This window comes from Exiguobacterium sp. SRB7LM (genome assembly GCF_015712685.1).
Lineage (GTDB): Bacteria > Bacillota > Bacilli > Exiguobacteriales > Exiguobacteriaceae > Exiguobacterium > Exiguobacterium profundum.
Window position 1 is genome coordinate 14,109 of sequence record NZ_VWVR01000002.1, and the last position, 26,320, is coordinate 40,428.

Annotated in this window: 34 protein-coding genes and 1 other annotated feature; all 34 genes read left to right on the top strand. The window is 47.2% G+C overall.

The annotated features are described in order from the left end of the window. Positions 1–188: 188 nt before the first annotated feature. Complete coding sequence (gene sigH / locus F3H97_RS00085; protein ID WP_012727694.1) at positions 189–830, top strand: RNA polymerase sporulation sigma factor SigH; 642 nt, start codon at positions 189–191, stop codon at positions 828–830. 128 nt (positions 831–958) lie between these two features. Continuing rightward, positions 959–1,105 (top strand): 50S ribosomal protein L33, encoded by a 147-nt coding sequence (rpmG, locus tag F3H97_RS00090; RefSeq protein WP_012727693.1) that lies wholly within the window; start codon positions 959–961, stop codon positions 1,103–1,105. Between the two features lie 34 nt (positions 1,106–1,139). Next, the gene (gene secE, locus F3H97_RS00095; RefSeq protein WP_012727692.1) at positions 1,140–1,310 is read left to right on the top strand and encodes a preprotein translocase subunit SecE; all 171 of its coding nucleotides are present in this window, start codon (positions 1,140–1,142) and stop codon (positions 1,308–1,310) included. A gap of 16 nt (positions 1,311–1,326) precedes the next feature. Beyond that, positions 1,327–1,878, top strand: a complete 552-nt coding sequence (gene nusG, locus F3H97_RS00100) for a transcription termination/antitermination protein NusG (RefSeq protein WP_012727691.1) — start codon at positions 1,327–1,329, stop codon at positions 1,876–1,878. Between the two features lie 147 nt (positions 1,879–2,025). Further along, a complete protein-coding gene (gene rplK / locus F3H97_RS00105; protein ID WP_012727690.1) occupies positions 2,026–2,451 on the top strand; it encodes a 50S ribosomal protein L11 in 426 nt (141 codons plus the stop codon). Between the two features lie 94 nt (positions 2,452–2,545). Then, entirely contained in the window at positions 2,546–3,232 is a 687-nt protein-coding gene (rplA, locus tag F3H97_RS00110; RefSeq protein ID WP_012727689.1) for a 50S ribosomal protein L1, read from the top strand. 59 nt (positions 3,233–3,291) lie between these two features. Then, positions 3,292–3,445 (top strand) — a sequence feature (ribosomal protein L10 leader region). Between the two features lie 44 nt (positions 3,446–3,489). Beyond that, the gene (rplJ, locus tag F3H97_RS00115) at positions 3,490–3,996 is read left to right on the top strand and encodes a 50S ribosomal protein L10 (protein ID WP_012727688.1); all 507 of its coding nucleotides are present in this window, start codon (positions 3,490–3,492) and stop codon (positions 3,994–3,996) included. Positions 3,997–4,057: 61 nt separating this feature from the next. Beyond that, on the top strand, positions 4,058–4,426 hold the full coding sequence (gene rplL, locus F3H97_RS00120) for a 50S ribosomal protein L7/L12 (protein WP_012727687.1): 369 nt from the start codon (positions 4,058–4,060) through the stop codon (positions 4,424–4,426). A gap of 79 nt (positions 4,427–4,505) precedes the next feature. Further along, positions 4,506–5,102, top strand: a complete 597-nt coding sequence (locus tag F3H97_RS00125) for a class I SAM-dependent methyltransferase (protein ID WP_012727686.1) — start codon at positions 4,506–4,508, stop codon at positions 5,100–5,102. Between the two features lie 193 nt (positions 5,103–5,295). Then, positions 5,296–8,844 (top strand): DNA-directed RNA polymerase subunit beta, encoded by a 3,549-nt coding sequence (rpoB, locus tag F3H97_RS00130; RefSeq protein ID WP_074037866.1) that lies wholly within the window; start codon positions 5,296–5,298, stop codon positions 8,842–8,844. 22 nt (positions 8,845–8,866) lie between these two features. Continuing rightward, positions 8,867–12,466, top strand: coding sequence for a DNA-directed RNA polymerase subunit beta' (rpoC, locus tag F3H97_RS00135; RefSeq protein ID WP_159563153.1), 3,600 nt, complete (start codon positions 8,867–8,869; stop codon positions 12,464–12,466). A gap of 290 nt (positions 12,467–12,756) precedes the next feature. After that, on the top strand, positions 12,757–13,179 hold the full coding sequence (rpsL, locus tag F3H97_RS00140) for a 30S ribosomal protein S12 (protein ID WP_012727683.1): 423 nt from the start codon (positions 12,757–12,759) through the stop codon (positions 13,177–13,179). A gap of 48 nt (positions 13,180–13,227) precedes the next feature. Continuing rightward, on the top strand, positions 13,228–13,695 hold the full coding sequence (rpsG, locus tag F3H97_RS00145; RefSeq protein WP_012727682.1) for a 30S ribosomal protein S7: 468 nt from the start codon (positions 13,228–13,230) through the stop codon (positions 13,693–13,695). 112 nt (positions 13,696–13,807) lie between these two features. After that, a complete protein-coding gene (fusA, locus tag F3H97_RS00150) occupies positions 13,808–15,886 on the top strand; it encodes an elongation factor G (protein WP_159563152.1) in 2,079 nt (692 codons plus the stop codon). A 113-nt stretch (positions 15,887–15,999) separates the two neighbouring features. After that, positions 16,000–17,187, top strand: a complete 1,188-nt coding sequence (gene tuf, locus F3H97_RS00155) for an elongation factor Tu (protein ID WP_078147868.1) — start codon at positions 16,000–16,002, stop codon at positions 17,185–17,187. A 108-nt stretch (positions 17,188–17,295) separates the two neighbouring features. Next, positions 17,296–17,805 carry a nucleotidyltransferase family protein gene (locus F3H97_RS00160; protein WP_196430269.1) on the top strand — a complete coding sequence of 170 codons (510 nt, stop codon included), beginning with the start codon at positions 17,296–17,298 and terminating at the stop codon, positions 17,803–17,805. Between the two features lie 377 nt (positions 17,806–18,182). Next, positions 18,183–18,491, top strand: coding sequence for a 30S ribosomal protein S10 (gene rpsJ, locus F3H97_RS00165; protein WP_074032438.1), 309 nt, complete (start codon positions 18,183–18,185; stop codon positions 18,489–18,491). Between the two features lie 61 nt (positions 18,492–18,552). Then, a complete protein-coding gene (gene rplC, locus F3H97_RS00170; protein ID WP_012727677.1) occupies positions 18,553–19,179 on the top strand; it encodes a 50S ribosomal protein L3 in 627 nt (208 codons plus the stop codon). Between the two features lie 28 nt (positions 19,180–19,207). Continuing rightward, positions 19,208–19,831, top strand: coding sequence for a 50S ribosomal protein L4 (rplD, locus tag F3H97_RS00175; protein WP_012727676.1), 624 nt, complete (start codon positions 19,208–19,210; stop codon positions 19,829–19,831). Next, complete coding sequence (gene rplW / locus F3H97_RS00180) at positions 19,831–20,112, top strand: 50S ribosomal protein L23 (protein ID WP_012727675.1); 282 nt, start codon at positions 19,831–19,833, stop codon at positions 20,110–20,112. The genes rplD and rplW overlap by 1 nt, the downstream gene beginning before the upstream one ends. A gap of 34 nt (positions 20,113–20,146) precedes the next feature. Beyond that, positions 20,147–20,977: a 50S ribosomal protein L2 gene (gene rplB, locus F3H97_RS00185; protein ID WP_012727674.1), complete on the top strand. Its 831-nt coding sequence runs from the start codon at positions 20,147–20,149 to the stop codon at positions 20,975–20,977. A gap of 66 nt (positions 20,978–21,043) precedes the next feature. Further along, on the top strand, positions 21,044–21,319 hold the full coding sequence (rpsS, locus tag F3H97_RS00190; RefSeq protein ID WP_012727673.1) for a 30S ribosomal protein S19: 276 nt from the start codon (positions 21,044–21,046) through the stop codon (positions 21,317–21,319). Positions 21,320–21,339: 20 nt separating this feature from the next. Further along, positions 21,340–21,672: a 50S ribosomal protein L22 gene (rplV, locus tag F3H97_RS00195; RefSeq protein ID WP_012727672.1), complete on the top strand. Its 333-nt coding sequence runs from the start codon at positions 21,340–21,342 to the stop codon at positions 21,670–21,672. Positions 21,673–21,685: 13 nt separating this feature from the next. Further along, positions 21,686–22,345 carry a 30S ribosomal protein S3 gene (gene rpsC, locus F3H97_RS00200; protein WP_012727671.1) on the top strand — a complete coding sequence of 220 codons (660 nt, stop codon included), beginning with the start codon at positions 21,686–21,688 and terminating at the stop codon, positions 22,343–22,345. 32 nt (positions 22,346–22,377) lie between these two features. Next, on the top strand, positions 22,378–22,815 hold the full coding sequence (gene rplP / locus F3H97_RS00205; protein WP_012727670.1) for a 50S ribosomal protein L16: 438 nt from the start codon (positions 22,378–22,380) through the stop codon (positions 22,813–22,815). After that, positions 22,802–23,005: a 50S ribosomal protein L29 gene (gene rpmC / locus F3H97_RS00210; protein WP_012727669.1), complete on the top strand. Its 204-nt coding sequence runs from the start codon at positions 22,802–22,804 to the stop codon at positions 23,003–23,005. Before rplP ends, rpmC begins: the two co-directional genes overlap by 14 nt. A gap of 32 nt (positions 23,006–23,037) precedes the next feature. Continuing rightward, positions 23,038–23,298 carry a 30S ribosomal protein S17 gene (rpsQ, locus tag F3H97_RS00215; protein WP_012727668.1) on the top strand — a complete coding sequence of 87 codons (261 nt, stop codon included), beginning with the start codon at positions 23,038–23,040 and terminating at the stop codon, positions 23,296–23,298. Between the two features lie 44 nt (positions 23,299–23,342). Continuing rightward, a complete protein-coding gene (rplN, locus tag F3H97_RS00220) occupies positions 23,343–23,711 on the top strand; it encodes a 50S ribosomal protein L14 (protein ID WP_012727667.1) in 369 nt (122 codons plus the stop codon). Positions 23,712–23,747: 36 nt separating this feature from the next. Continuing rightward, a complete protein-coding gene (rplX, locus tag F3H97_RS00225) occupies positions 23,748–24,056 on the top strand; it encodes a 50S ribosomal protein L24 (protein ID WP_012727666.1) in 309 nt (102 codons plus the stop codon). A gap of 32 nt (positions 24,057–24,088) precedes the next feature. Beyond that, entirely contained in the window at positions 24,089–24,628 is a 540-nt protein-coding gene (gene rplE, locus F3H97_RS00230; RefSeq protein WP_074035359.1) for a 50S ribosomal protein L5, read from the top strand. Positions 24,629–24,648: 20 nt separating this feature from the next. Further along, entirely contained in the window at positions 24,649–24,918 is a 270-nt protein-coding gene (gene rpsN, locus F3H97_RS00235; RefSeq protein ID WP_012727664.1) for a 30S ribosomal protein S14, read from the top strand. A 31-nt stretch (positions 24,919–24,949) separates the two neighbouring features. Next, positions 24,950–25,348 carry a 30S ribosomal protein S8 gene (gene rpsH / locus F3H97_RS00240; protein ID WP_026824842.1) on the top strand — a complete coding sequence of 133 codons (399 nt, stop codon included), beginning with the start codon at positions 24,950–24,952 and terminating at the stop codon, positions 25,346–25,348. 33 nt (positions 25,349–25,381) lie between these two features. After that, positions 25,382–25,921, top strand: a complete 540-nt coding sequence (gene rplF / locus F3H97_RS00245) for a 50S ribosomal protein L6 (protein WP_012727662.1) — start codon at positions 25,382–25,384, stop codon at positions 25,919–25,921. A gap of 34 nt (positions 25,922–25,955) precedes the next feature. Then, positions 25,956–26,318: a 50S ribosomal protein L18 gene (gene rplR, locus F3H97_RS00250; protein WP_012727661.1), complete on the top strand. Its 363-nt coding sequence runs from the start codon at positions 25,956–25,958 to the stop codon at positions 26,316–26,318. The last annotated feature ends 2 nt before the right edge of the window (positions 26,319–26,320 follow it).

Here is a 26,320-nt window from a genome sequence, read left to right on the forward strand (position 1 = left end):
TGGACTCGTCTTTGTTTCGATTTTGACATTTTTTTGCAAAGGAATGTTGTATACTATTACATATATGAGTTACACAGTATTCAATTGACGGAATTTTTAGAAATTTGTTTGACGCATAGGAGTAGGGAGCCCTATAATGGGACACAACCTTACATAGTTCAGGATCAATCGCCGGGGGGGTAACGAGCATGAACGGATGGCCGTACGAACAGTTTGAAAAAATGTCAGACGAAGAGTTGGTCTTATTGGCGCGCAACGAAGGGGATAGCGACGCGCTCGAGTTTTTGATTGAACGATACCGGTATTTTGTGCGAGCGAAGGCACGTTCATACTTTTTGATTGGTGCAGATCATGAGGACATCGTCCAAGAGGGGATGATCGGCCTTTATAAAGGTGTGCGTGATTATAAAGACGAGCGACTTGCGTCATTCAAAAGCTTTGCCGAGATGTGCATTACCCGCCAGATGATCACGGCAATCAAGACGGCGACACGCCAAAAACATATTCCGCTCAATTCATATGTGTCACTCGATAAACCAATTTTTGATGAAGAATCTGACCGGACGTTGCTCGATGTCATCTTGCCACCACATCCGACTGACCCACAAGAATTGATCGTGACACAGGAAGAACAGTCGTTCATGGAAGCGAAGATGGATGAGATCTTGAGTGACCTCGAACGGAAAGTCTTGCGTCTTTATTTAGACGGGCGCTCTTATCAAGAGATTTCAGACGACCTTGATCGTCATGTCAAATCGATCGATAATGCGTTACAGCGCGTGAAGAAGAAATTCGAGCGTCATGTCGACGTCCGGATGCTCACGAGCTAACCGATTATTGACCGCGTGCCTCCTATGTGATACTTTAAAAGCAGCGCCTTGTCCGTAGACGCCATTTACAGGAGGCGTTTTTTTTTCGCTCTTTTTTAAGAGAGAGTAGTCGAAAGGGGCGCTTATGAATGGCAAAGAAAGTAAGTCTCGCTTGCTCAGAATGCGGGTCTCGAGAGTACTCGACGACAAAAAAAGATGGCGTGTCGACACGGCTTGAAATGAAGAAGTTTTGTCGCCGCTGTAACGCGCATACGCTGCATCGGGAATCAAAGTAACGTAGATTGGCATTCAATGTAGGAGGAAGCTACCATGAACTTTTTGCGCGACGTATGGAAAGAGTTGAAGAAAACGAGTTGGCCGACTCGTAAAGAACTCACGAAATATACCATTACTGTCATCGCGACTGTTGTCGTGATTGGCCTGTTCGTGTTCGGCGTAGATACTGGGGTCAGTTATCTCGTCAATTTATTGATTAACTAAGGAAGAGGTGAAAGCCGTGGAGAAACAATGGTTTGTTGTCCAGACGTACTCAGGTTTTGAGAATAACGTCAAAGAAAACCTAGAACGTCGAATCGGTTCGATGAACATGGAAGATAAAATTTTCCGCGTCCTCGTCCCGACTGAAACGACGCAAGAAGAAGTCACATTGAAAAGTGGCGAGAAGAAAATCAAAGAACGTGAAGTCAAAAGTTTCCCGGGCTATGTGTTCGTAGAGATGGTCATGACTGACGATTCATGGTATGTTGTCCGCAACACGCCAAACGTCACCGGCTTCCTCGGTTCAACGGGTGGTGGGGCAAAACCAATCCCACTCCAACCGGACGAAGTGACAAACGTCTTGTCACAAATGGGACTCATCGAGAAGAAAGATCGTTACAACTATGAACTCGGTGACCTTGTCCGCGTGAAAGAAGGCGCATTTGAGAACTTTGAAGGAACAATCGACGAGATTGAAGCCGACAAAGAGAAGCTCAAAGTCGTGGTCGACATGTTCGGTCGTGAAACAAAAATTGAGCTTGATTTCGAACAAGTTCAGAAAATTAACTAAACCCACTTGCTAATCCGTAAAACGGATGGTACAATCGAAAATGTTTGATGTTGTGCTTTATTTCGGTACAAACTCGACCTAATAGATTGAGTGGGAGGGCGCACAACGTCCAAGAAACCACATTTTAGACTTAAGGAGGTGTGTCTCGTGGCGAAAAAAGTTTCTAAACTCGTTAAACTTCAAATCCCAGCTGGTAAAGCAAACCCAGCTCCACCAGTAGGTCCAGCACTTGGTCAAGCAGGTGTTAACATCATGGGATTCTGTAAAGAGTTCAACGCTCGTACACAAGACCAAGCCGGATTGATTATTCCTGTAGTCATCACGGTATACGAAGATCGTTCGTTTACATTCATTACGAAAACTCCACCAGCTGCAGTTCTCTTGAAGAAAGCTGCTGGTATCGAGAGTGGTTCTGGTGAACCAAACCGTAAGAAAGTAGCAACGGTTAAGCGTGACAAAGTTCGCGAAATCGCTGAACTTAAAATGCCTGACCTTAACGCATCATCTGTAGAAACAGCGATGCTTATGGTTGAAGGTACTGCACGTAGTATGGGTATTGTAATCGAAGACTAATTGCTAGTCTCTGGGGTTGTCGGTGAATACTGCTCACCTTCAATCCCTTCATTATGTGGGAGGAAATTCCGCTAACCACAAGGAGGAAAAGATCATGGGTAAAAAACACCAAGAAGCAGCTAAGCTTGTTGACCGCACGAAGTCATACGACCTCGCTGAAGCTGTCGAGCTCGTTCAAAAAACAGCTACTGCTAAATTCGATGAAACAATCGAAGTTGCTGTCCGTCTCGGCGTAGATCCGAAGAAAGCAGACCAACAAATCCGTGGTGCCGTTGTACTTCCACACGGTACTGGTAAAACACAAAAAGTTCTCGTCTTCGCAAAAGGTGAGAAAGTGAAAGAAGCGGAAGCTGCTGGAGCAGACTACGTTGGCGACGCTGAGTACATCAACAAAATCCAACAAGGATGGTTCGACTTCGATGTAATCGTTGCGACACCTGACATGATGGGTGAAGTTGGTAAACTTGGTCGTGTTCTCGGACCTAAAGGCCTCATGCCTAACCCGAAAACAGGAACAGTTACTTTCGACGTAGAAAAAGCAATCGCGGATATCAAAGCTGGTAAAGTTGAATACCGTGTTGATAAAGCTGGTAACATCCACGTTCCAGTTGGTAAGAAATCATTTGAAGCATCTAAACTCTCTGAGAACATCGAGACAATTCTCGAAACACTCATGAAAGTGAAGCCTGCTACTGCAAAAGGAACTTACCTTAAAAACATCTCGCTTTCATCTACAATGGGTCCTGGGATCCGTGTAGCGACTGCAGATTTCCTTAAGTAATCTTGTTGAAATAAATTGTTGACAACGTGTGACGCCGCTGATAAAGTAATACACGTTCAACCGAATATGTTGGATTACCGTAGACAGAAGGTGGACATCGGTCCGTAAACCCTTCCGAGGTGTCTTTGCTCGAACTTGAGCCTGTTGTCACAGGTTTACTTTCAAACAATTACGCCCTCGTATGTCTTCATACGAGGGATTTCTTTTGGAGAGCAGCCTCTCGTCCGGTATAAGAATTGACTAGGAGGTGCAAACACATGGCAAACGAAAAAATCGTAGCTCAGAAATCGGCACTCGTCGATGAAATCGCTGAGAAAATGCAAGCGAGCGTTGGAACAGTTGTTGTTGACTACCGTGGACTTACAGTTGAAGAAGTGACTACACTCCGTAAATCACTCCGTGACGCTGGAATCGAGTTCAAAGTTTACAAGAACGGTCTTCTTCGCCGCGCAGCTACTCAGTCGAACTTCGAAGGTCTTGACGAAGTCTTCACTGGTCCTACAGCAATCGCCTTCTCTAAAGAAGACGTTATTGCTCCAGCGAAGATCTTGAACGACTTCTCGAAAGAGCACAAAGCGCTCGAACTTAAAGGCGGAATCATCGAAGGTAAAGTTTCTTCACTCGAAGAAATCAAAGCCCTTGCAGAACTTCCATCACGCGATGGTCTTCTCTCGATGCTTCTCAGCGTACTTCAAGCTCCAATCCGTGGGCTCGCAGTCGCAACAAATGCAATCGCAGAACAAAAAGAAGAGCAATCAGCTTAATTTTTGTCGCGTAGCGTAACTCAAAAAAACTTTTTCACAACATCAAAGGAGGAAAACCATAATGGCTTTCAACAAAGAGCAATTCATCGAAGACCTCAAATCAATGACGGTTCTCGAACTTAACGAACTCGTAAAAACAATCGAAGAAGAATTCGGCGTATCGGCAGCAGCTCCAGTAGCAGTTGCAGGTGCTGGCGCAGGCGCAGCAGCTGAAGAGAAAACTGAATTCGACGTAATCCTCACAAACGCTGGCGCTGGTAAAATCAACGTCATCAAAGCTGTTCGTGAAATCACAGGTCTCGGTCTTAAAGAAGCAAAAGCACTCGTTGACGGAACTCCAGCTCCAGTCAAAGAAGGCGTTTCTAAAGAAGACGCTGACGCAATCAAAGCTAAGCTTGAAGAAGCTGGCGCATCTGTTGAAGTTAAGTAATTCTACTTCACAACCTATAGAAGCTCGCCATGGCGAGCTTCTTTTATTTCCTTGAAGAATGGGTTAGGAGGTTCAACGCATGGGAGATCATTACTATACGAACGATCCACGTTCGGAAAGTGCCCCGGAGACATGGACGTACGAGTTGCGAGGGAAACAGTATCATTTCACTTCGGACCGCGGTGTGTTCTCGAAAGGGTCGGTCGATTTTGGGTCACGTCTTTTAATTGAAACGTTTGAGATGCCTGATGTGTCGGGACGTATTTTAGATGTAGGCTGCGGCTATGGTCCGATGGGGATCTCGCTTGCCGATGCCTCTGGGCGTGAGGCCTTGCTCATTGATGTGAATGAGCGTGCGCTGGCGCTCTCTGAGCAAAACGCCGCCCGTAATGGAGTGACGGTCGAAACACGGCTTTCTCACGCGTATGACGCGGTGGGGGGAGAACGGTTTGCCGCCATTGTCACCAATCCGCCGATTCGTGCGGGGAAACAAGTCGTCCATACGATCTTGCGTGAAGCACATACGCACCTCGTCGATGGAGGAGCAATCTATGTCGTCATTCAAAAGAAACAAGGAGCACCTTCTGCTAAAAAGTTATTAGAAGAGGTGTTTGGTCAAGTTGAAACGATCGCGAAAGAAAAAGGTTACTTTATTTTCCGAGCAATTCGGTCTTGACAAACGGTGAAGTCTTGTTGACTCGCTATAACGTATATGCTAACATTATAAAATGCCATTGGAATGGAATTCGCTTGAAACTGCCGTGTCTGCCGCTTTTTAGAGACGGAAAACGAGCGACATTCAATGACAATGTTCGATTATTACGCCCGAAAAATTCGCTAAAGAATTGGGGGTCTGAGAGGTGAATCAGTTGACTGGTCAACTTGTTCAGTACGGTCGTCACCGTCAGAGAAGAAGCTTTGCCCGTATCAGTGAGGTATTAGAGCTTCCGAATTTGATTGAAATTCAAACTGCTTCTTATGAGTGGTTCTTGCGTGAAGGATTGAAGGAAATGTTCACAGACATTTCACCGATTTCCGACTTCACAGGAAACCTCGTATTGGAGTTCATCGATTACTCGCTCAGTGAGCCGAAGTATTCTATCGATGAATCGAAGGAGCGCGACGTTACTTATTCTGCGCCACTTCGCGTAAAAGTGCGTCTCCAAAACAAAGAGACAGGTGAGCTCAAAGAACAAGAAGTGTTCATGGGGGATTTCCCGCTCATGACAGAATCGGGAACGTTTATCATCAATGGTGCAGAACGCGTCATCGTTTCCCAGCTTGTCCGTTCACCGAGCGTGTACTATAACGCTAAACTCGATAAAAACGGTAAACGTGGATTTGGCGCAACTGTCATCCCGAACCGTGGTGCTTGGCTCGAACTCGAGACAGATGCCAAAGATATCGTTTATGTTCGTATCGACCGTACCCGTAAAATTCCGGTAACGGTGTTGTTGCGTGCCCTCGGATTCGGTACGGACCAAGAAATTATCGACCTTCTCGGGGATGACGAATACCTTCGTAACACCCTTGAAAAAGATAATACGGAGTCTACAGAGAAAGCGTTGATCGAGATTTATGAGCGTCTCCGCCCTGGTGAACCACCAACGGTAGAAAATGCGAAATCTCTTCTCGTATCACGTTTCTTCGACCCGAAACGTTACGACTTAGCGAACGTCGGTCGCTATAAGATGAACAAAAAACTTCATCTTAAGAACCGTTTGTTCGGTCAAAAATTAGCGGAAACGCTCGTGGACCCGGAAACAGGCGAAGTACTCGCCGAAGCCGGAACAATCCTCGACCGCCGCAACTTAGATCGTATCCTCCCGCACTTGGAGAACGGCCTTGGTTATATCGATGCGGAACCAACTGGTGGTGTCGCTGAAGGTGAGCCATTCGGTCTTCAGTCAATCAAAGTCATCTCACCGGATGACCCAGATGGAGAGCGTATCTTGAACATCATCGGAAATGGCAATATCGATCGCAGCGTAAAACATATTACGCCAGCCGATATTATCGCTTCAATCAACTACTTCTTCAACTTACTTCACGAAGTCGGAACAACAGATGACATCGACCACTTAGGAAACCGTCGTCTTCGTTCAGTCGGAGAACTTCTCCAAAACCAATTCCGGATCGGGCTTTCCCGTATGGAACGTGTCGTAAAAGAACGTATGTCGATTCAAGATCAAAATGCGATCACACCACAGGCGCTCATCAACATCCGCCCGGTTATCGCATCACTTAAAGAGTTCTTCGGTAGCTCGCAATTGTCACAGTTCATGGACCAAACGAACCCGCTCGCAGAGCTCACGCACAAGCGTCGTCTCTCTGCACTTGGACCGGGTGGTTTGACACGTGAGCGTGCTGGTTTCGAAGTTCGAGACGTTCACTATTCGCACTACGGTCGGATGTGTCCAATCGAAACACCAGAGGGACCGAACATCGGACTCATCAACTCACTCTCGTCTTATGCGAAAGTGAACGAGTACGGTTTCATCGAAGCACCATACCGTCGTGTTGACCCGGAAACAGGTCTTGTCACTGGCGACATTCAATATATGACGGCTGATGAGGAAGACCTCTATGTCGTCGCACAGGCAAACATGCCGCTCACAGAAGATGGTCACTTTGCAGACGAACAAGTTCTTTGCCGTTTCCGCGGACAAAACTTGTCAGTCGAGCCAAGCCGAGTGGACTACATGGACGTTTCGCCGAAACAGGTTGTTTCTGCCGCAACGGCATGTATCCCGTTCCTCGAGAACGATGACTCGAACCGTGCCCTCATGGGAGCGAACATGCAACGTCAAGCAGTACCACTCCTTCAACCGGATTCACCGATTGTCGGTACCGGCATGGAGTACGTATCTGCGAAAGACTCTGGGGCAGCTATTGTTGCGAAATACCCAGGTGTCGTCGAACGCGTCACAGCGCGTGAAATCTTGATCCGTCGCACGTCTGACGTGAACGGTTCTGAGGTTTCAGGTGACCTTGACCGTTACAAACTTCAAAAATATGTCCGTTCGAACCAAGGGACATGCTATAACCAAAAACCAATCATCGCAGCTGGTGACCGTGTCGAAAAAGGAGAAATCCTTGCAGACGGTCCATCGATGGATATGGGTGAGCTCGCGCTCGGCCGTAACGTCGTCGTTGCCTTCATGACATGGGATGGTTACAACTACGAGGATGCGATCATCATGAGTGAGCGTCTCGTGAAAGATGACGTGTACACGTCGATTCATATCGAAGAGTACGAGTCAGAGTCACGCGACACGAAACTCGGACCAGAGGAAATCACACGTGATATTCCAAACGTCGGAGATGACGCACTTCGCAACTTGGACGATCGCGGAATTATCCGCATCGGAGCTGAAGTCAAGGATGGCGATATCCTCGTCGGTAAAGTAACACCTAAGGGCGTTACAGAATTGACGGCGGAAGAGCGTCTCTTGCACGCAATCTTCGGTGAGAAGGCACGTGAAGTACGTGATACGTCACTTCGTGTACCAAACGGTGGAGATGGAATCATCTTGGATGTCAAAGTGTTCGACCGTGAAAACGGTGACGAGTTGTCTCCAGGCGTCAACCAAATGGTACGTGTCTATATCGTTCAAAAACGTAAGATTCACGAAGGGGATAAGATGGCGGGACGTCACGGTAACAAAGGTGTTATCTCGCGGATCCTCCCTGAAGAAGATATGCCATACATGCCAGACGGTACACCGGTTGACATCATGCTCAACCCGCTTGGGGTACCATCTCGTATGAACATCGGTCAGGTACTTGAACTCCACCTTGGTATGGCGGCGAAGAAGCTCGGCATCAAAGTGGCAACACCTGTATTCGATGGAGCGCGTGAGGAAGACGTATGGGCAACGATTGAAGAGGCTGGTATGGATAAAGATGCGAAAACGCGTCTCTACGATGGTCGTACGGGTGAACCGTTCGATAACCGCGTCTCGGTTGGTGTCATGTACATGATCAAACTCGCGCACATGGTTGATGACAAACTTCACGCTCGTTCGACTGGACCATACTCACTCGTCACGCAACAACCGCTCGGTGGTAAAGCACAGTTCGGTGGTCAGCGCTTCGGGGAGATGGAAGTTTGGGCTCTTGAAGCGTACGGCGCAGCCTACACGCTCCAAGAAATCTTGACAATCAAGTCGGATGACACGGTCGGTCGTGTGAAAGCATATGAGGCCATCGTGAAAGGCGAGAGCGTTCCGAAAGCGGGCGTTCCTGAATCATTCCGCGTCTTGATCAAAGAGCTTCAAGCGCTCGGTATGGAAGTCAAGATGATGTCAGCGGATGATGAAGAAGTCGAAATGAAAGATGAAGATGACGACAACATCCCGAACGCAACATCGGCGTTAGAACAAGTCGTTCAACCGACTGTTACGGAAGAGGAATAAGGCGAAAAGGGAGGTCGGCCCCTTGGTAGATGTTAATCGATTTGAATATATGAAAATCGGCTTGGCTTCATCAGAGAAGATCCGTTCGTGGTCTTACGGTGAAGTCAAAAAGCCGGAAACGATCAACTATCGTACACTTAAACCAGAGAAGGACGGATTATTCTGTGAACGAATCTTCGGTCCTACGAAAGACTGGGAATGTTACTGTGGGAAATACAAACGTATCCGTTATAAAGGAGTCATTTGTGACCGCTGTGGCGTTGAAGTGACGAAAGCGAAAGTGCGTCGCGAGCGAATGGGCCATATCGAGCTCGCGGCACCAGTTTCGCACATCTGGTACTTCAAAGGGATACCAAGCCGCATGGGGCTTGTTCTCGACATGTCACCACGTGCGCTTGAAGAAGTCATTTACTTCGCATCTTACGTGGTCACAGAGCCAGGTGATACTCCGCTTGAGAAGAAACAACTTCTCTCGGAAAAAGAATTCCGTCTCTACCGTGAAAAATACGGTAGTGACTTCAAAGCAGACATGGGTGCTGAAGCCATCCGTACACTTCTTCAAGACGTGAATCTTGAAAAAGAAGTAGGCGAGCTTCGTGAAGAGTTGAAAACAGTCCAAGGTCAACGTCGTACACGTGCGATCAAGCGCTTGGAAGTTCTCGATGCCTTCTTCACTTCAGGAAACAATCCAGACTGGATGATCCTTGAAGTACTTCCTGTCATCCCACCAGAGCTTCGCCCGATGGTACAGCTTGATGGTGGACGCTTTGCGACATCTGACTTGAACGATTTGTATCGTCGAGTCATCAACCGGAACAACCGTCTCAAACGTTTGCTCGACCTCGGCGCGCCGAACATCATCGTGCAAAACGAGAAGCGTATGCTTCAAGAAGCGGTTGACGCCCTCATCGACAACGGTCGTCGTGGTCGTCCGGTAACAGGTCCTGGTAACCGTCCGCTTAAATCACTTTCACACATGTTGAAAGGGAAACAAGGTCGTTTCCGTCAAAACCTTCTCGGTAAACGGGTCGACTATTCAGGACGTTCGGTTATCGTCGTAGGTCCGAACTTGAAGATGTATCAGTGTGGTCTTCCAAAAGAGATGGCGCTTGAGCTCTTCAAACCGTTCGTGATGAAAGAGCTTGTCGGTCGCGGCATCGCTTCAAACATCAAGAACGCCAAACGCAAAATCGAGAAGATGCAACCTGAAATCTGGGGCGTCCTTGAAGAAGTCATTCGCGAGCACCCGGTCCTCTTGAACCGTGCCCCGACACTTCACCGCCTTGGTATTCAAGCATTCGAACCGATTCTTGTTGAAGGTCGTGCGATTCGCCTTCACCCACTCGTATGTACGGCATACAACGCCGACTTCGATGGTGACCAAATGGCCGTCCACGTTCCGCTCTCTGCAGAAGCACAAGCGGAAGCACGTCTTCTCATGCTCGCTGCGCAGAACATCTTGAACCCGAAAGACGGAAAACCAGTTGTTACACCATCGCAGGATATGGTCCTCGGTAACTACTACATCTCACTCGAACGTGAAGATGCCGTCGGTCAAGGGAAAGTGTTCTCGAACGTCAACGAAGCGTTGATTGCTTACCAAAACGGTTATGTCCACTTGCACTCGCGTGTGGCACTTCCGGCGCGTACGCTCAACAACCCAACGTTCACAGACGAACAGAACGAGAAATTGCTCATTACGACAGTTGGTAAGATGATCTTCAACGAAATCTTGCCAAATACGTTCCCATACTTGAACGAACCGACGATGGAAAACTTACAGGAAGCAACGCCTGACAAGTACTTCATCGATAAAGGGGCGAACGTTGCGGAAGAAATCGCATCACGTCCAATCATCGACCCGTTCAAAAAAGGTTTCCTTGGGAAAGTCATCGCGGAAGTGTTCCAGAAGTTTGAAACGACGGAAACAAGCCGCATGCTTGACCGGATGAAAGATCTTGGCTTCAAGCACTCGACAAAAGCGGGTGTGACGGTTGGAATTGCCGATATCATCGTACTTCCGGATAAACAGGAAATCCTTGATGAAGCACAAAAACAAGTCGACCAAATCATGAAGTCGTTCCGTCGTGGTCTCATCACTGAAGATGAGCGTTACGAGCGCGTTGTCCGTGCTTGGAACGAAGCGAAGGATGAAATTCAATCTCGATTGATGAAATCCCTCAACCGCCTGAACCCAATCTTCATGATGTCTGACTCAGGTGCCCGTGGTAACGCATCGAACTTTACGCAGCTTGCGGGTATGCGTGGTTTGATGGCCGCTCCATCTGGTCGCATCATCGAACTTCCAATCAAATCGTCATTCCGTGAAGGTCTGACGGTTCAAGAGTACTTCATCTCGACTCACGGGGCTCGTAAAGGTCTTGCCGATACAGCCTTGAAGACAGCCGATTCAGGTTACTTGACGCGTCGTCTCGTTGACGTAGCGCAAGATGTCATCATCCGTGAAGAGGATTGTGGAACAGACCGCGGAATCCGTGTTTCTGCACTCCGCGAAGGTACGGAAGAAATCGAAAGCTTGTACGACCGTCTCGTCGGACGTACATCGTTTGAAACGGTCACACACCCTGAAACGGGCGAAGTGTTGATCGATAAGAACGAATTGATCACAGAAGACATCGCGCGCATCATCGTAGATGCGGGTGTTGAAAACGTTGAAATCCGTACAGCCTTCACATGTAACACGTCACACGGCGTATGTAAGAAGTGTTACGGACGCAACTTGGCGACTGGATCAAACGTTGAAGTCGGGGAAGCCGTCGGTATCATTGCCGCACAATCAATCGGTGAGCCAGGAACGCAGCTTACAATGCGTACCTTCCACACAGGTGGGGTTGCCGGGGACGATATCACACAAGGTCTTCCGCGTATCCAAGAGGTATTCGAAGCCCGTAACCCGAAAGGTCAAGCGGTCATCTCGGAAATCTCTGGTACGGTTATCGACTTCACAGAATCTCGTGACAAGCGTGAACTCACGGTCGAAGGATTCAGTGAGACTCGTTCATACACGATTCCTTTCGGAGCGCGTCTCCGCGTTCAAATCGGCGACACAGTAGAAGCCGGTGAAGTCTTCACGGAAGGTTCGATCGATCCGAAAGAATTGCTCGCCGTCCGTGGTGTATCTGGTGTTCAGAACTATCTTCTTCAAGAAGTTCAAAAAGTTTACCGGATGCAAGGGGTAGAAATCGGTGATAAGCACGTTGAGGTCATGGTTCGCCAAATGCTTCGTCGTGTCAAAGTTATCGAATCAGGTGACACACCGCTTCTCCCTGGATCACTCGTCGACATCAGCGTCTTCAAAGAAGCGTGTAAAGATGCGATTCGTGATGGAAAACACCCAGCGACTGCGAAACCAGTCCTTCTCGGGATCACAAAAGCCTCACTTGAGACAGATTCGTTCCTCTCAGCGGCTTCGTTCCAAGAAACGACTCGCGTCTTGACAGATGCAGCAATCAAAGGGAAACGTGACTATCTCCTCGGACTTAAAGAGAACGTCATCATCGGTAAACTCGTTCCAGCTGGTACTGGAATGGCTGTCTACCGTGATGTGGAACTCAAAGAAGATGAGGCGCCGGTTGCGCTCGAAGATACAACTGTCGAGTAAAATACGTCTTGACAGCGCAGGTTGGCGGTGCTACTATGATTTAGTGCCGCCAATCGGTTGTTGTCGATGACAACGATGTCCAGCAGTCGGCAAGCTACTTGGACGTCCATCCGAACTTTCTACGGGAAGGTTTGGCTGCTACAATTGCCACTTTCAAGGTATAACTCACGTTTTTGCGAGGTCATGGAATGCCTACGCCTCGTAAAAACGTTTCGTTATGACCTTAAATGAACCACCCGGGTCGGTGGGACTAGAAAATAGCAACATTCAGGAAGGGAGGATCTTCAAAGATGCCTACTATTAACCAGTTAGTCCGTAAAGGACGTAAATCGAAAGTCGTGAAATCTGACTCTCCAGCACTTAACAAAGGTTACAACAGTTTCATCAAGTCACAAACAAACGTGAGCTCACCACAAAAACGTGGTGTTTGTACACGTGTTGGTACAATGACTCCGAAGAAACCGAACTCGGCGCTTCGTAAGTATGCTCGTGTTCGTTTGACTAACCAAATCGAAGTGACTGCGTACATCCCAGGTATTGGCCACAACCTTCAAGAGCACAGCGTTGTTCTTATCCGTGGAGGACGTGTAAAAGACTTACCAGGGGTACGTTACCACATCGTTCGTGGTGCGCTTGACACTGCAGGTGTTGATGGACGTATGCAAGGCCGTTCTAAATACGGTACGAAACGTCCGAAAGCTGCGAAGAAGTAATTCTCGCAAACTAAACTACAATTGAAATTTTGAAAGGAGGGTACTCGGATGCGTAAAAACCGTGCAGAACGTCGTGACGTTATCGCAGATCCGATCTACAACTCGAAATTGGTAACTCGCCTCATTAACCGTGTCATGTTAGACGGTAAAAAAGGTACAGCTCAAACTATCATTTACAACGCATTTGGCATCATCGCTGAACGCTCAGGCAAAGAGCCTATGGAAGTGTTCGAAGAAGCAATGAACAACATCATGCCTGTACTTGAAGTTAAAGCACGCCGTGTAGGTGGAGCTAACTACCAAGTTCCTGTAGAAGTTCGTCCAGAGCGCCGTACAACACTTGGTCTTCGTTACCTCGTGAACTACGCTCGTCTCCGCAACGAAAAAACGATGGAGCAACGTATCGCGAACGAAATCATGGATGCAGCCAACAACACTGGTGCATCTGTTAAGAAACGCGAAGACATGCATAAGATGGCAGAAGCTAACAAAGCGTTTGCTCACTATCGTTGGTAATTTAATCGTAAAGTCCACTCCGCCAAGCATGGCTTAACGGAGTGGCTTTCGGGTATAATCATATCGTGTGCGCGCACACGAAAATCAAACATGCGGAAGGAGAATACCCAGTATGGCAAGAGAATTCTCCCTAAAGAATACTCGTAACATCGGGATCATGGCTCACATCGATGCCGGTAAAACGACAACAACTGAACGTATTCTTTATTACACAGGTCGTATCCATAAAATTGGTGAAACGCACGAAGGTGCTTCACAAATGGACTGGATGGAGCAGGAGCAAGAGCGTGGAATCACGATCACTTCGGCTGCGACAACTGCACAGTGGAATGGCCACCGTGTAAACATCATCGATACACCTGGACACGTAGACTTCACTGTAGAAGTTGAACGTTCACTCCGTGTACTTGATGGTGCGGTTGCTGTACTTGACGCTCAGTCAGGTGTAGAACCACAAACAGAAACTGTATGGCGTCAAGCGACGACATATGGTGTACCACGTGTCGTATTCGTCAACAAGATGGATAAAATCGGCGCAGACTTCTTGTACTCTGTGAAGACGCTCCACGATCGTCTTCAAGCGAACGCTTACGCGATCCAACTCCCAATCGGAGCAGAGGACGATTTCAAAGGGATCATCGATCTCGTTGAAATGAAGACTTACATGTACAACAACGACCTCGGTACTGACATCGAAGTAATAGACGGCTTCCCAGCTGACATGGCTGACCAAGCTGAAGAACTTCGCGGTCAATTGATCGAAGGTGTTGCTGACTTCAACGAAGAGTTGATGATGAAGTACCTTGAAGGGGAAGAGATTTCAATCGATGAATTGAAAGCTGCAATCCGTCAAGCGACACTTAGCGTTGAATTCTACCCTGTACTCGTTGGTTCTGCCTTCAAAAACAAAGGTGTTCAGCTCATGCTTAACGCCGTTGTTGATTACCTCCCATCACCAGTTGATGTAGAGTCAATCAAAGGGATCAACCTCGATACAGAAGAAGAAATCACGCGTGAGCCTTCTGATGAAGCTCCATTCTCAGCACTTGCGTTCAAAGTTATGACTGACCCTTACGTCGGTAAATTGACGTTCTTCCGCGTGTACTCTGGTACAGCTGAAGCAGGATCATACGTGAAGAACTCGACTAAAGGGAAGCGTGAGCGTCTCGGTCGTATCCTTCAAATGCACGCAAACAGCCGTGAAGAGATTCCAATGGTATTCGCTGGTGACATCGCCGCTGCTGTTGGTTTCAAAGACACGACTACTGGTGACACGCTTTGCTCTGAGAAAGATAACATCGTTCTCGAGTCAATGACGTTCCCAGAACCAGTTATCTCGGTTGCAATCGAGCCTAAATCGAAAGCAGACCAAGATAAGATGGGTCAAGCTCTTGCGAAACTCGCAGAGGAAGATCCAACATTCCGCACTGAAACAAACCCTGAGACTGGTCAAACGATCATCTCTGGTATGGGTGAGCTTCACCTTGACATCCTCGTTGACCGTATGCGTCGCGAATTCAAAGTAGAAGCTAACGTTGGTGCACCACAAGTTGCTTACCGTGAAACAATCCGTGGCGCTGCGAAGATCGATTCGAAATTCGTTCGTCAGTCTGGTGGACGCGGTCAGTACGGTCACGTTGTCGTAGAATTCGAGCCGAACGAAGAAGGCGCTGGATTCGAGTTCGAGAACAAGATCGTCGGTGGTGTTGTACCACGTGAATACGTCCCTGCTGTTCAAAACGGGATTGAAGAAGCTCTCGAAAACGGTATCCTCGCTGGTTACCCAGTAGTAGACGTTAAAGCTCGTCTCGTATTCGGTTCGTACCACGATGTCGACTCGAACGAGATGGCGTTTAAAGTTGCTGCTTCGATGGCGGTCAAACAACTTAAGGACCAAGCGAAAGCTGTTATCCTTGAGCCAATGATGCGTGTTGAAGTTGTTATCCCAGAAGAATACATGGGTGACATCATGGGTGACGTCACGTCACGCCGTGGACGCGTAGAAGGTATGGAAGCTCGCGGTAACGCACAAGTCGTTAAAGCGATGATTCCACTTTCAGAAATGTTCGGTTATGCAACATCACTTCGTTCACGTACACAAGGACGCGGAACGTACTCGATGCACTTCGATCACTACGAAGAAGTACCGAAATCAATCGCTGAAGAAATCGTCAAAAAAGCGAACGGCTAATAACGGTTGTATCGCTAGATTGATTGTTGTAAGCTAAGGAGGACGTATGTTAAAAGTAGCCTACGTCTTCCTAGTTAAATAAAACTAATCGTTTAATAGAGGAGGAATCTAGAATGGGTAAAGAAAAATTCGACCGTTCTAAGCCGCACGTTAACGTTGGTACAATTGGCCACGTTGACCACGGTAAAACAACTTTGACTGCAGCAATCTCTGCTGTACTTTCACGTGCACAAGGTAAAACAGCTACTAAGTTCGACCAAATCGATGGTGCTCCAGAAGAGCGCGAGCGCGGTATCACAATCGCAACAGCTCACATCGAGTACGAAACTGACAAGCGTCACTACGCACACGTTGACTGCCCAGGACACGCTGACTATGTTAAAAACATGATCACTGGTGCTGCTCAAATGGATGGCGCGATCCTCGTTGTATCTGCAACAGATGGCCCAATGCCACAAACACGTGAGCACATCCTTCTTTCACGTCAAGTAGGTGTTCCTTACATCGTAGTATTCATGAACAAAGTTGACATGGTAGACGACGAAGAGCTTCTCGAACTCGTTGAAATGGAAATCCGTGAACTTCTTTCTGAATACGACTTCCCAGGCGACGACCTCCCTGTAATCAAAGGTTCTGCACTTGGCGCACTTAACGGTGAAGCTCAGTGGGAAGAAAAAGTTATGGAACTCATGAACGCTGTTGATGAGTACATCCCAGAACCAGTTCGTGACACTGAAAAAGACTTCATGATGCCTGTTGAGGACGTATTCTCAATCACTGGTCGTGGTACTGTAGCGACTGGTCGTGTTGAGCGTGGTGTTCTCCGCGTCAACGACGAGATCGAAATCGTTGGTCTTACAGAAGAAACGAAGAAAACTGTATGTACTGGTGTAGAGATGTTCCGTAAGCTTCTTGACTATGCTGAAGCTGGCGACAACATCGGTGCACTTCTCCGTGGTGTATCACGTGACGACATCGAGCGTGGACAAGTACTTGCTAAGCCAGGTTCAATCACACCACACTCTAAATTCAAAGCATCAATCTACGTTCTTTCTAAAGAAGAGGGTGGCCGTCACACGCCATTCTTCGCGAACTACCGTCCGCAGTTCTACTTCCGTACAACTGACGTAACAGGTATCGTTCACCTTCCAGAAGGTACTGAAATGGTAATGCCAGGAGACAACATCGAGTTGACGATCGAATTGATTTCTACAATCGCGATCGAAGACGGTACACGTTTCTCTATCCGTGAGGGTGGCCGTACTGTAGGTGCTGGTTCAGTAACAGAAATCATCGAGTAATCGATTGATTCAACTGAACAACATTAAGCAGTCCGCAATATGCGGGCTGCTTTTTTGTGTTTCCATCACAACATGGTAAGATGAGGCATACGAGAAAGGAGTGGCGTCATGCTGAAGCAACTAGAGACTATTTGTCGCTTGAATGGGATTGCGTATCGCATTGGCGGTTCTGAGCTGTTAAAGCATCATGGCATCGTCGAGGTAACGAATGACATCGATGTTTTTGTTGAACCGGACCAGTTTGAAAAAATCGATCGCGTACTTAGTCGTGCTGGGGAGAAGAAACCATCAGATTCTCACGACGCATACGTAACGACCTACTTTGGAGAGTATATATTCGAGGGAACAGATGTGGACGTCATGTCTAGTTTCCGAATGAAGTGTACCGACGGAATCTATACGCATCCTTTCATTGAACCAGATGGACAATGGATGCACCTAGAAGAGTGGGTCGTCCTTTACACGGTCATCGGACGAGAGGATAAATTAGCGTCATTGCTCCGCTATTTCAAGACGCACAGTGTTAATGAAGGAATTGTTCAAGACTGTTTAAAACGAGCGCCACAATCGGTCATAGAAGGGGTGACAGAGCGTTTTGGAGAGGTGATGAAACGCTAGGTCGAGTTGACATGGGAGTTCGTTTGAAAAATAGTTCAATAAAAGAATGAATTTTTGCTTGCAAAAGCTCGCGAATCTTGTTACATTAGGGAACGTTGAGCAACTCATCAGACAACCAGCAACTTCAAAAATCTAATCTTGCATTCCATGACCAGATTAGATATAATGATTAAGTGTTTGTGCGAGTGGTGAGAGACTTTACAGCAGAAAACGGGTCCAATCGTTGATTTGCAATGATCGGATGCCTCTGCTGACACAAGCACGCTGCGTTGAAGCGGGAGGTTATGACACGCCAGGCAGCATTGCCATGGCCGGTGTGGAAATTTCCGCGGAGAATTGTCTATTTTTAAAGTAGGCGACAAAGGAGGGAAACAAACATGGCAAATGAAAAAATTCGTATTCGTTTAAAAGCATATGACCATCGCGTTCTCGATCAATCAGCTGAGAAGATCGTTGACACTGCGAAGCGTTCAGGTGCAAAGGTATCGGGTCCAATCCCGCTCCCAACTGAAAAATCGGTTTACACGATTCTTCGTGCGGTTCACAAGTACAAAGATGCTCGTGAGCAGTTCGAAATGCGTACACACAAACGCTTGATCGACATCGTAAACCCAACACCGAAAACAGTCGATTCGCTTATGCGTCTCGAGTTACCATCAGGTGTAGACATCGAAATCAAACTTTAATTCTTCATATAGTAGATACTAGCCAGAAGAGACAATTAATTATTAACAGGAGGTGTATCTCATGGCTAAAGGAATCTTAGGAACAAAACTTGGTATGACTCAAATCTTCAACGAAGCAGGCGAAGTTGTACCAGTAACAGTAGTTGCTGTAGAAGGTAACGTCGTTCTTCAACTTAAAACAGTTGACACAGACGGTTACGAAGCAGTTCAACTTGGTTTCGGAGACATCAAAGAATCACGTCAAAACAAACCATCAAAAGGTCACGCTGCGAAAGCAAACGCGACACCTAAGCGCTTCATCAAAGAAGTTCGTACTTCAGTAGAAGGATACGAAATCGGTCAAGAGATTAAGGCAGACATTTTCGCTGCAGGTGAATTAGTAGACGTAACAGGTACATCGAAAGGTAAAGGATTCCAAGGTGCGATCAAGCGTCACGGACAATCACGTGGACCAATGGCTCACGGTTCGCGCTACCACCGTCGTCCTGGTTCGATGGGTCCTGTCGCTCCTAACCGCGTATTTAAAGGGAAACTTCTTCCTGGTCAAATGGGTGGAGAGCGTAAAACAATTCAAAACCTTGAAGTCGTTAAAGTTGATGTGGAACGTGGCCTTCTCCTCGTGAAAGGTGCTATCCCAGGCGCTCGTAAATCGAACGTCATCATCAAATCAGCGGTCAAAGGTAACTAATTAACTGCACGGAAAGGAGGAATTACGAATGCCTAAAGTAGCTTTGCTTAACCAAACAGGTTCACAAGTTGGCGAAATCGAATTGGCAGAAGCCATCTTCGGAATCGAGCCAAACGAATCAGTACTTTACGACGCAATCGTCATGCAACAAGCATCACGCCGTCAAGGTACTCACGATACGAAAGGTCGCTCGGAAGTACGCGGTGGCGGCCGTAAACCATGGAAACAAAAGGGAACTGGTCGTGCGCGCCAAGGTTCTATCCGCTCACCACAATGGGTTGGTGGTGGTACAGTCTTCGGTCCAACACCACGTTCATACTCTTACAAACTTCCTAAGAAGGTTCGTCGTTTAGCACTTCTCTCGGCTCTTTCGTCGAAAGTACAAAACAACGAAATCATCGTCCTCGAAGGCCTTGCTTTCGATGCACCAAAAACAAAAGATATGGCTGCTGTACTCAACAGCTTATCAGTAGAACGTAAGGCTCTTGTAGTCACAGCGGACTACAATGAGACTATCGCTCTCGCAGCTCGTAACATCCCAGGAGTGACTGTGATCGACGCAGCAGGCGTAAACGTTCTTGACCTCGTTGCTAACGACAAAGTCATCTTCACTAAAGATGCGGTTGCGAAGGTAGAGGAGGTGCTTGCATAATGGCTCAAGCATACGATATCATCAAACGTCCGATCATCACTGAGCGTTCAGTTAGCCTCATGGAAGCTAACAAATACGTTTTCGAAATCGACGTAAAAGCGACTAAATCGCAAGTGAAACACGCTATCGAAACAATCTTCAACGTGAAAGTTGCTTCGGTAAACACAATGAACTACAAACCGAAAGCGAAACGTGTCGGTCGTCACTCTGGTTACACAGCTCGTCGTAAAAAAGCGATCGTAACCCTTGCTGAAGGCAACACAATCGACTTCCTCGGTTAATTAACTACCTTAGAAGAAAAGGAGGGAATCCTCGATGGCAATCAAAAAGTTTAAGCCGACCACTAACGGTCGTCGTAACATGACATCTCTCGACTTTGCAGAGATCACAACGAATCGCCCTGAAAAATCGTTAACTGAAAAGCTTTCGAAAAAAGGCGGACGTAACAACCAAGGTCGCTTGACTGTTCGTCACCAAGGTGGCGGTCACAAGCGTAAATACCGTATCATCGATTTCAAACGTAACAAAGATGGCGTTGCAGGACGCGTAGCAACGATCGAATACGATCCAAACCGTTCAGCAAACATCGCACTCATCAACTATGTAGATGGTGAGAAACGTTACATCCTCGCTCCTAAGGGCATCAAAGTAGGCATGGAAATCATGTCTGGTCCTGAAGCGGATATCAAAGTGGGGAACGCTCTTCCACTCGTAAACATCCCTGTCGGTACAACAATCCACAACATCGAGCTTAAGCCTGGTAAAGGCGGTCAGCTAGTTCGTGCGGCTGGTGCATCGGCACAAATCCAAGGACGTGACGGCAAGTACGTCATCGTTCGTCTTCAATCAGGTGAATCACGCTTGTTCCTCGGCACTTGCCGCGCGACAATCGGTTCAGTTGGTAACGAAGAACACGAACTCGTAAACATCGGTAAAGCAGGACGTTCACGTTGGTTAGGCAAACGCCCAACAGTACGTGGTTCTGTAATGAACCCGGTTGATCACCCACACGGTGGTGGTGAAGGTCGTGCGCCAATCGGTCGTTCGGGCCCACTTACTCCTTGGGGTAAACCAGCTCTTGGTCTTAAGACTCGTAAGAAAAACAAATCGAGCGACATGTACATCCTTCGTCGCCGTAAGAAATAATTACTACATGATTCTCGGGCGGTTCGAAAGGGCCGTTCCCGAATCATTCCAAAGGGAGGTTCTAACATGGGTCGCAGCTTGAAAAAAGGTCCATTCGCAGATCACCACTTACTCGCTAAAGTTGACAAACTCAACGAATCTGGTGAGAAGCAAGTCATCAAAACTTGGTCACGTCGCTCGACGATCTTCCCAGAATTCATGGGTCACACGTTCGGTGTGCACGATGGTCGTAAACACGTACCAGTATTCGTGACAGAAGATATGGTTGGTCACAAACTTGGTGAATTCGCTCCAACACGCACGTACAAAGGTCACGGATCAGACAAGAAAACGAAACGGTAATTTGAGGGGAGGTCAAATCCATGCAAGCTAAAGCATCAGCTAATATGGTCCGTCTTGCTCCTCGCAAAGCACGTCTCGTTGTAGACTTAATTCGCGGGAAACAAGTCGGCGAAGCGCTCTCTGTCCTTGCTCACACGAACAAGGCAGCATCGCCAGTCGTTGAAAAAGTATTAAAATCAGCGATTGCTAACGCAGAGCACAACTACGATATGAACATTGAGAACCTCGTTGTAACAGAAGCTTACGTAAACGAAGGTCCAACACTCAAACGCTTCCGCCCACGTGCGATGGGTCGCGCAAGCCGTATTAACAAACGCACAAGCCACATCCACATCGTGGTAACTGAGAAATAAGGAGGGATATGTAGTGGGTCAAAAGGTAAATCCGCACGGTCTTCGCGTTGGTGTTATCAAAGACTGGGATTCGCGTTGGTACGCTGAGAAAGACTACGCTGATCTCCTTCATGAAGACTTCGTTATTCGTGAATACATCGAAAACAAAATGAAGGATGCTAGTGTTTCTAAAGTTGAAATCGAACGCGCTGCAAACCGCGTGAACATTTCGCTTCACACTGCGAAGCCAGGTATGGTAATCGGTAAAGGTGGTTCTGAAATCGAATCACTCCGTAAACACATTACAAAAATCGCTGACGGAAAACGCGTTCACATCAACGTTGTTGAAGTGAAAAACGCTGACGCTGTTGCGAAGCTTGTAGCAGAAAACATTGCTCGTCAATTGGAAGGTCGCGTATCATTCCGTCGTGCAATGAAACAATCTATTCAACGTTCGATGCGTACTGGCATCAAAGGGATCAAAACAGAAGTTTCTGGTCGTCTTGGTGGCGCTGATATCGCTCGTTCAGAGAAGTACTCGGAAGGAACAGTTCCACTTCACACACTCCGTGCCGACATCGACTACGGAACAGCTGAAGCTGACACAACTTACGGTAAAATCGGCGTAAAAGTTTGGTTATACCACGGTGAAGTTCTTCCAACAAAAAACAACACAGCGAAAAACGCTGAATAATAAACACTCTTTCAGGAAGGAGGCAACACACTATGTTGTTACCTAAACGCGTGAAATATCGTCGTGTACACCGTGGTAAAATGCGCGGGAACGCTAAACGCGGCACAACTGTACACTTCGGTGAGTTCGGTCTCCAAGCTCTCGAAGCGAGCTGGATTACAAACCGTCAAATCGAATCAGCACGTATTGCAATGACACGTTATATGAAACGTGGTGGTAAAGTGTGGATCAAGATCTTCCCACACAAGCCGTACACTAAAAAGCCTCTCGAAGTCCGAATGGGTTCGGGTAAAGGTGCTCCAGAAGGCTGGGTAGCTGTAGTTAAGCCTGGCAAAGTAATGTTCGAAATCGCAGGTGTATCTGAGGAAGTGGCACGTGAGGCACTTCGTCTTGCATCGCACAAACTTCCAGTAAAATGTAAGTTCGTGAAACGTGAAGAAAATGGTGGTGATACGAATGAAAGCAACTGATCTCCGTCAATCAACAACTGAAGAGCTCAACGGTAAAGTGGGCGAGTGGAAAGAAGAACTCTTTAACCTTCGCTTCCAACTTGCTACAGGTCAGCTTGAGAATCCTGCTCGTATCCGTGAAGTACGCAAGTCGATTGCGCGTGCTAAAACGATTCTTCGTGAACGCGAACTCGGCATCAACAACGGCTAATTACATCGGATTCTTGAGAGGAGGTAACACTCATGGAACGCAACAACCGTAAAGTGTTCACTGGTCGCGTCGTGTCTGACAAAATGGACAAAACGATCGTCGTCGCAGTAGAAACAAAGGTTCGTCATAAACTTTATGGCAAACGTGTAAACTACACGAAGAAATATAAAGCACACGATGAGAACAACGTCGCTAAAGTGGGCGATATCGTTCGCATCGCGGAAACACGTCCTCTTTCTAAAGACAAACGTTTCCGTCTTGTAACAGTAGTAGAAGAATCAGTAATCATCTAATAACAGTTCGGATTTATTAAACATCCGGAGGGAGGTACACTCGCATGATTCAACAAGAATCTCGCTTGAAAGTAGCAGACAACTCTGGCGCGCGTGAACTGTTGACAATTAAAGTCCTCGGTGGTTCTGGTCGTAAGACTGCAAACATCGGTGACATCATCGTCGCAACGGTAAAACAAGCAACACCAGGTGGCGTTGTTAAAAAAGGTGACGTTGTCAGAGCAGTTGTCGTTCGTACAAAACGCGGCGCTCGTCGTAAAGATGGTTCGTACATCCGTTTCGATGAGAACGCAGCAGTCATTATCAAAGATGACAAGAGCCCACGCGGCACACGGATCTTCGGGCCAGTTGCACGTGAACTTCGTGAAAAAGAATTCATGAAGATCGTTTCGTTGGCACCGGAAGTACTTTAATTTCCAATTTCAATCCTATAAGGAGGTGCGCAAACGATGCATGTTAAAAAAGGCGATACAGTCCAGGTAATGTCTGGTAAAGATAAAGGCAAGCAAGGGGTTATCCTCAAAGCTATGCCAAGCAAAAACCGCGTAGTGGTTGAAGGCGTAAACGTGATGAAAAAACACGCGAAACCTTCACAAGCGAATCCACAAGGCGGGATCCTTGAGATCGAAGCACCAATTCACGTCTCGAACGTAATGCCACTCGACCCTAAAACTGGCAAACCAACTCGTGTTGGTTTCAAAGTAGTCGATGGTAAAAAAGTTCGTGTCGCGAAATCGGGCGAATCACTCGATAAATAAGAAGAACGTGACGAAAGGAGGTCCATTCGACTATGAACCGTTTGCAAGAGAAGTATAAAAGCGACATCGTGAAAGCGATGATGGATAAATTCAACTATGACTCGGTCATGCAAGTACCGAAAGTCGAAAAGATTGTCATCAACATGGGTGTAGGTGACGCTGTTTCGAACTCGAAAGCACTTGATATGGCAGTTGAAGAATTAACAATTCTTTCAGGTCAAAAACCACTCGTAACGAAAGCGAAGAAATCAATCGCTGGTTTCAAACTTCGTGAAGGTATGCCAATCGGTGCGAAGGTTACACTTCGTGGCGAGCGCATGTACGATTTCCTCGACAAATTGGTAACTGTTTCACTTCCACGTGTACGTGACTTCCGCGGTGTATCGAAGAAAGCATTCGACGGACGCGGTAACTACACGCTTGGCGTGAAAGAGCAACTTATTTTCCCTGAGATCGATTACGATAAAGTATCTAAAGTACGCGGTATGGACATCGTTGTTGTTACAACAGCAAACACAGACGAAGAAGCACGTGAATTGCTCACACTTCTCGGTATGCCATTCCAAAAATAATCTAGAGGGAGGTCGACAACATGGCTAAAAAGTCAATGGTGAATCGCGAACTTAAACGCGAGAAACTCGTTGCCCAGTACGCTGAAAAGCGTGCGAAGTTGAAAGCTGAAGGCGATTATATCGGACTCAGCAAATTGCCACGTAACTCGTCACCTGTACGCTTGCACAACCGTTGCAGCATCACAGGTCGTCCGCATGGTTACATGGGTAAATTCGGGATCAGCCGTATCAAGTTCCGTGATCTTGCATACAAAGGTCAAATCCCTGGTGTTAAAAAAGCAAGCTGGTAATCCACTAACAGTGTGAAAGGAGGTACATCGCATGGTAATGACAGACCCTATTGCAGATATGCTTACACGTATCCGTAACGCTAACATGGTTCGCCATGAAAAAATGGAGCTTCCAGCTTCGAACATTAAACGTGAGATCGCTGAAATCCTTAAGCGTGAAGGTTTCATTCGCGATGTTGAATATATCGAGGACGCTAAACAAGGTACACTTCGTCTTTTCCTTAAATATGGAGCAAGCAACGAACGTGTAATCACTGGTCTCAAACGTATTTCGAAACCAGGTCTTCGCGTATACGCAAAAGCTGATGAAGTACCTAAAGTACTCGGAGGACTCGGGATCGCAGTTCTTTCGACATCTAAAGGTCTTATGACTGATAAAGAAGCTCGCCAACAACAAGTCGGCGGCGAAGTGCTCGCCTACATCTGGTAAGTCACTTTTCTAACAAGAACGGAGGTGTAATCAATGTCACGTATTGGTAAAAAACCAGTTACGATTCCTGCTGGCGTTACTGTAACAGTTGCTAATGACAACACGGTCACAGTAAAAGGTGCTAAAGGTGAACTTTCGCTTTCAGCTAACCCGGCATTGGAAATCAAAGTTGAAGAGAACGAATTGACGGTTGTTCGTCCAGACGAATCGAAAGAAAGCCGTACAATTCACGGTACGACACGTGCCCTTATTGCCAACATGGTACAAGGTGTGTCGAACGGATTCCAAAAAACACTTGAGATCTCGGGGGTTGGTTACCGTGCTACGAAGCAAGGTAACAAACTCGTCCTCAACCTCGGCTACTCGCACCCAATCGAGTACGTTGCTGAGGAAGGTATCGAAATCGAAGTTCCTTCAAACACGCAAATCATCGTAAAAGGGATTAACAAAGAGCGCGTCGGTCACGTTGCTGCTCAAATCCGCTCGTACCGTGCTCCAGAACCTTACAAAGGTAAAGGTGTTCGTTACTCTGATGAACGTATTCGCCGTAAAGAAGGTAAGACTGGTAAGTAATTCGTCACGAAATGAACGGAAAGGAGTGGCATAAATGATCACAAAGGCAGATAAAAATGCAGTTCGTAAAAAACGTCATGCTCGCGTACGTCGTACGATCACGGGGACAGCAGCTCGTCCACGTTTGAACGTATTCCGTTCGAGCAAGCACATTTACGTTCAACTTATCGATGACGCGGCACAAACAACGCTTGTGTCTGCATCTTCGAAAGATAAAGCTCTCGATCTTACAAATGGCGGTAACGTTGAAGCAGCGAAAGCTGTTGGTAAACTTGCTGCAGAACGTGCACTCGAGAAAGGTATCGACACAGTTGTGTTCGACCGTGGTGGATACCTCTATCATGGCCGCGTCAAAGCTGTTGCAGAAGCAGCTCGTGAAGCAGGTCTTAAATTCTAATA

Bases quoted from the DNA above. Each gene is read 5' to 3' on its own strand.
- fusA (WP_159563152.1), top strand. From the start codon at position 13,808: ATGGCAAGAGAATTCTCCCTAAAGAATACTCGTAACATCGGGATCATG.
- F3H97_RS00160 (WP_196430269.1), top strand. From the start codon at position 17,296: ATGCTGAAGCAACTAGAGACTATTTGTCGCTTGAATGGGATTGCGTAT.
- rplB (WP_012727674.1), top strand. From the start codon at position 20,147: ATGGCAATCAAAAAGTTTAAGCCGACCACTAACGGTCGTCGTAACATG.
- rpsQ (WP_012727668.1), top strand. From the start codon at position 23,038: ATGGAACGCAACAACCGTAAAGTGTTCACTGGTCGCGTCGTGTCTGAC.
- rpsS (WP_012727673.1), top strand. From the start codon at position 21,044: ATGGGTCGCAGCTTGAAAAAAGGTCCATTCGCAGATCACCACTTACTC.
- F3H97_RS00125 (WP_012727686.1), top strand. From the start codon at position 4,506: ATGGGAGATCATTACTATACGAACGATCCACGTTCGGAAAGTGCCCCG.
- rpsG (WP_012727682.1), top strand. From the start codon at position 13,228: ATGCGTAAAAACCGTGCAGAACGTCGTGACGTTATCGCAGATCCGATC.
- rplX (WP_012727666.1), top strand. From the start codon at position 23,748: ATGCATGTTAAAAAAGGCGATACAGTCCAGGTAATGTCTGGTAAAGAT.
- rpsN (WP_012727664.1), top strand. From the start codon at position 24,649: ATGGCTAAAAAGTCAATGGTGAATCGCGAACTTAAACGCGAGAAACTC.
- rplV (WP_012727672.1), top strand. From the start codon at position 21,340: ATGCAAGCTAAAGCATCAGCTAATATGGTCCGTCTTGCTCCTCGCAAA.
- rplN (WP_012727667.1), top strand. From the start codon at position 23,343: ATGATTCAACAAGAATCTCGCTTGAAAGTAGCAGACAACTCTGGCGCG.
- rplA (WP_012727689.1), top strand. From the start codon at position 2,546: ATGGGTAAAAAACACCAAGAAGCAGCTAAGCTTGTTGACCGCACGAAG.
- rpmG (WP_012727693.1), top strand. From the start codon at position 959: ATGGCAAAGAAAGTAAGTCTCGCTTGCTCAGAATGCGGGTCTCGAGAG.
- rpsL (WP_012727683.1), top strand. From the start codon at position 12,757: ATGCCTACTATTAACCAGTTAGTCCGTAAAGGACGTAAATCGAAAGTC.
- rplJ (WP_012727688.1), top strand. From the start codon at position 3,490: ATGGCAAACGAAAAAATCGTAGCTCAGAAATCGGCACTCGTCGATGAA.
- tuf (WP_078147868.1), top strand. From the start codon at position 16,000: ATGGGTAAAGAAAAATTCGACCGTTCTAAGCCGCACGTTAACGTTGGT.
- rplE (WP_074035359.1), top strand. From the start codon at position 24,089: ATGAACCGTTTGCAAGAGAAGTATAAAAGCGACATCGTGAAAGCGATG.
- sigH (WP_012727694.1), top strand. From the start codon at position 189: ATGAACGGATGGCCGTACGAACAGTTTGAAAAAATGTCAGACGAAGAG.
- rplW (WP_012727675.1), top strand. From the start codon at position 19,831: ATGGCTCAAGCATACGATATCATCAAACGTCCGATCATCACTGAGCGT.
- rpsJ (WP_074032438.1), top strand. From the start codon at position 18,183: ATGGCAAATGAAAAAATTCGTATTCGTTTAAAAGCATATGACCATCGC.
- rplL (WP_012727687.1), top strand. From the start codon at position 4,058: ATGGCTTTCAACAAAGAGCAATTCATCGAAGACCTCAAATCAATGACG.
- rplR (WP_012727661.1), top strand. From the start codon at position 25,956: ATGATCACAAAGGCAGATAAAAATGCAGTTCGTAAAAAACGTCATGCT.
- rplP (WP_012727670.1), top strand. From the start codon at position 22,378: ATGTTGTTACCTAAACGCGTGAAATATCGTCGTGTACACCGTGGTAAA.
- rplD (WP_012727676.1), top strand. From the start codon at position 19,208: ATGCCTAAAGTAGCTTTGCTTAACCAAACAGGTTCACAAGTTGGCGAA.
- secE (WP_012727692.1), top strand. From the start codon at position 1,140: ATGAACTTTTTGCGCGACGTATGGAAAGAGTTGAAGAAAACGAGTTGG.
- rplF (WP_012727662.1), top strand. From the start codon at position 25,382: ATGTCACGTATTGGTAAAAAACCAGTTACGATTCCTGCTGGCGTTACT.
- rpmC (WP_012727669.1), top strand. From the start codon at position 22,802: ATGAAAGCAACTGATCTCCGTCAATCAACAACTGAAGAGCTCAACGGT.
- rpsH (WP_026824842.1), top strand. From the start codon at position 24,950: ATGGTAATGACAGACCCTATTGCAGATATGCTTACACGTATCCGTAAC.
- rplC (WP_012727677.1), top strand. From the start codon at position 18,553: ATGGCTAAAGGAATCTTAGGAACAAAACTTGGTATGACTCAAATCTTC.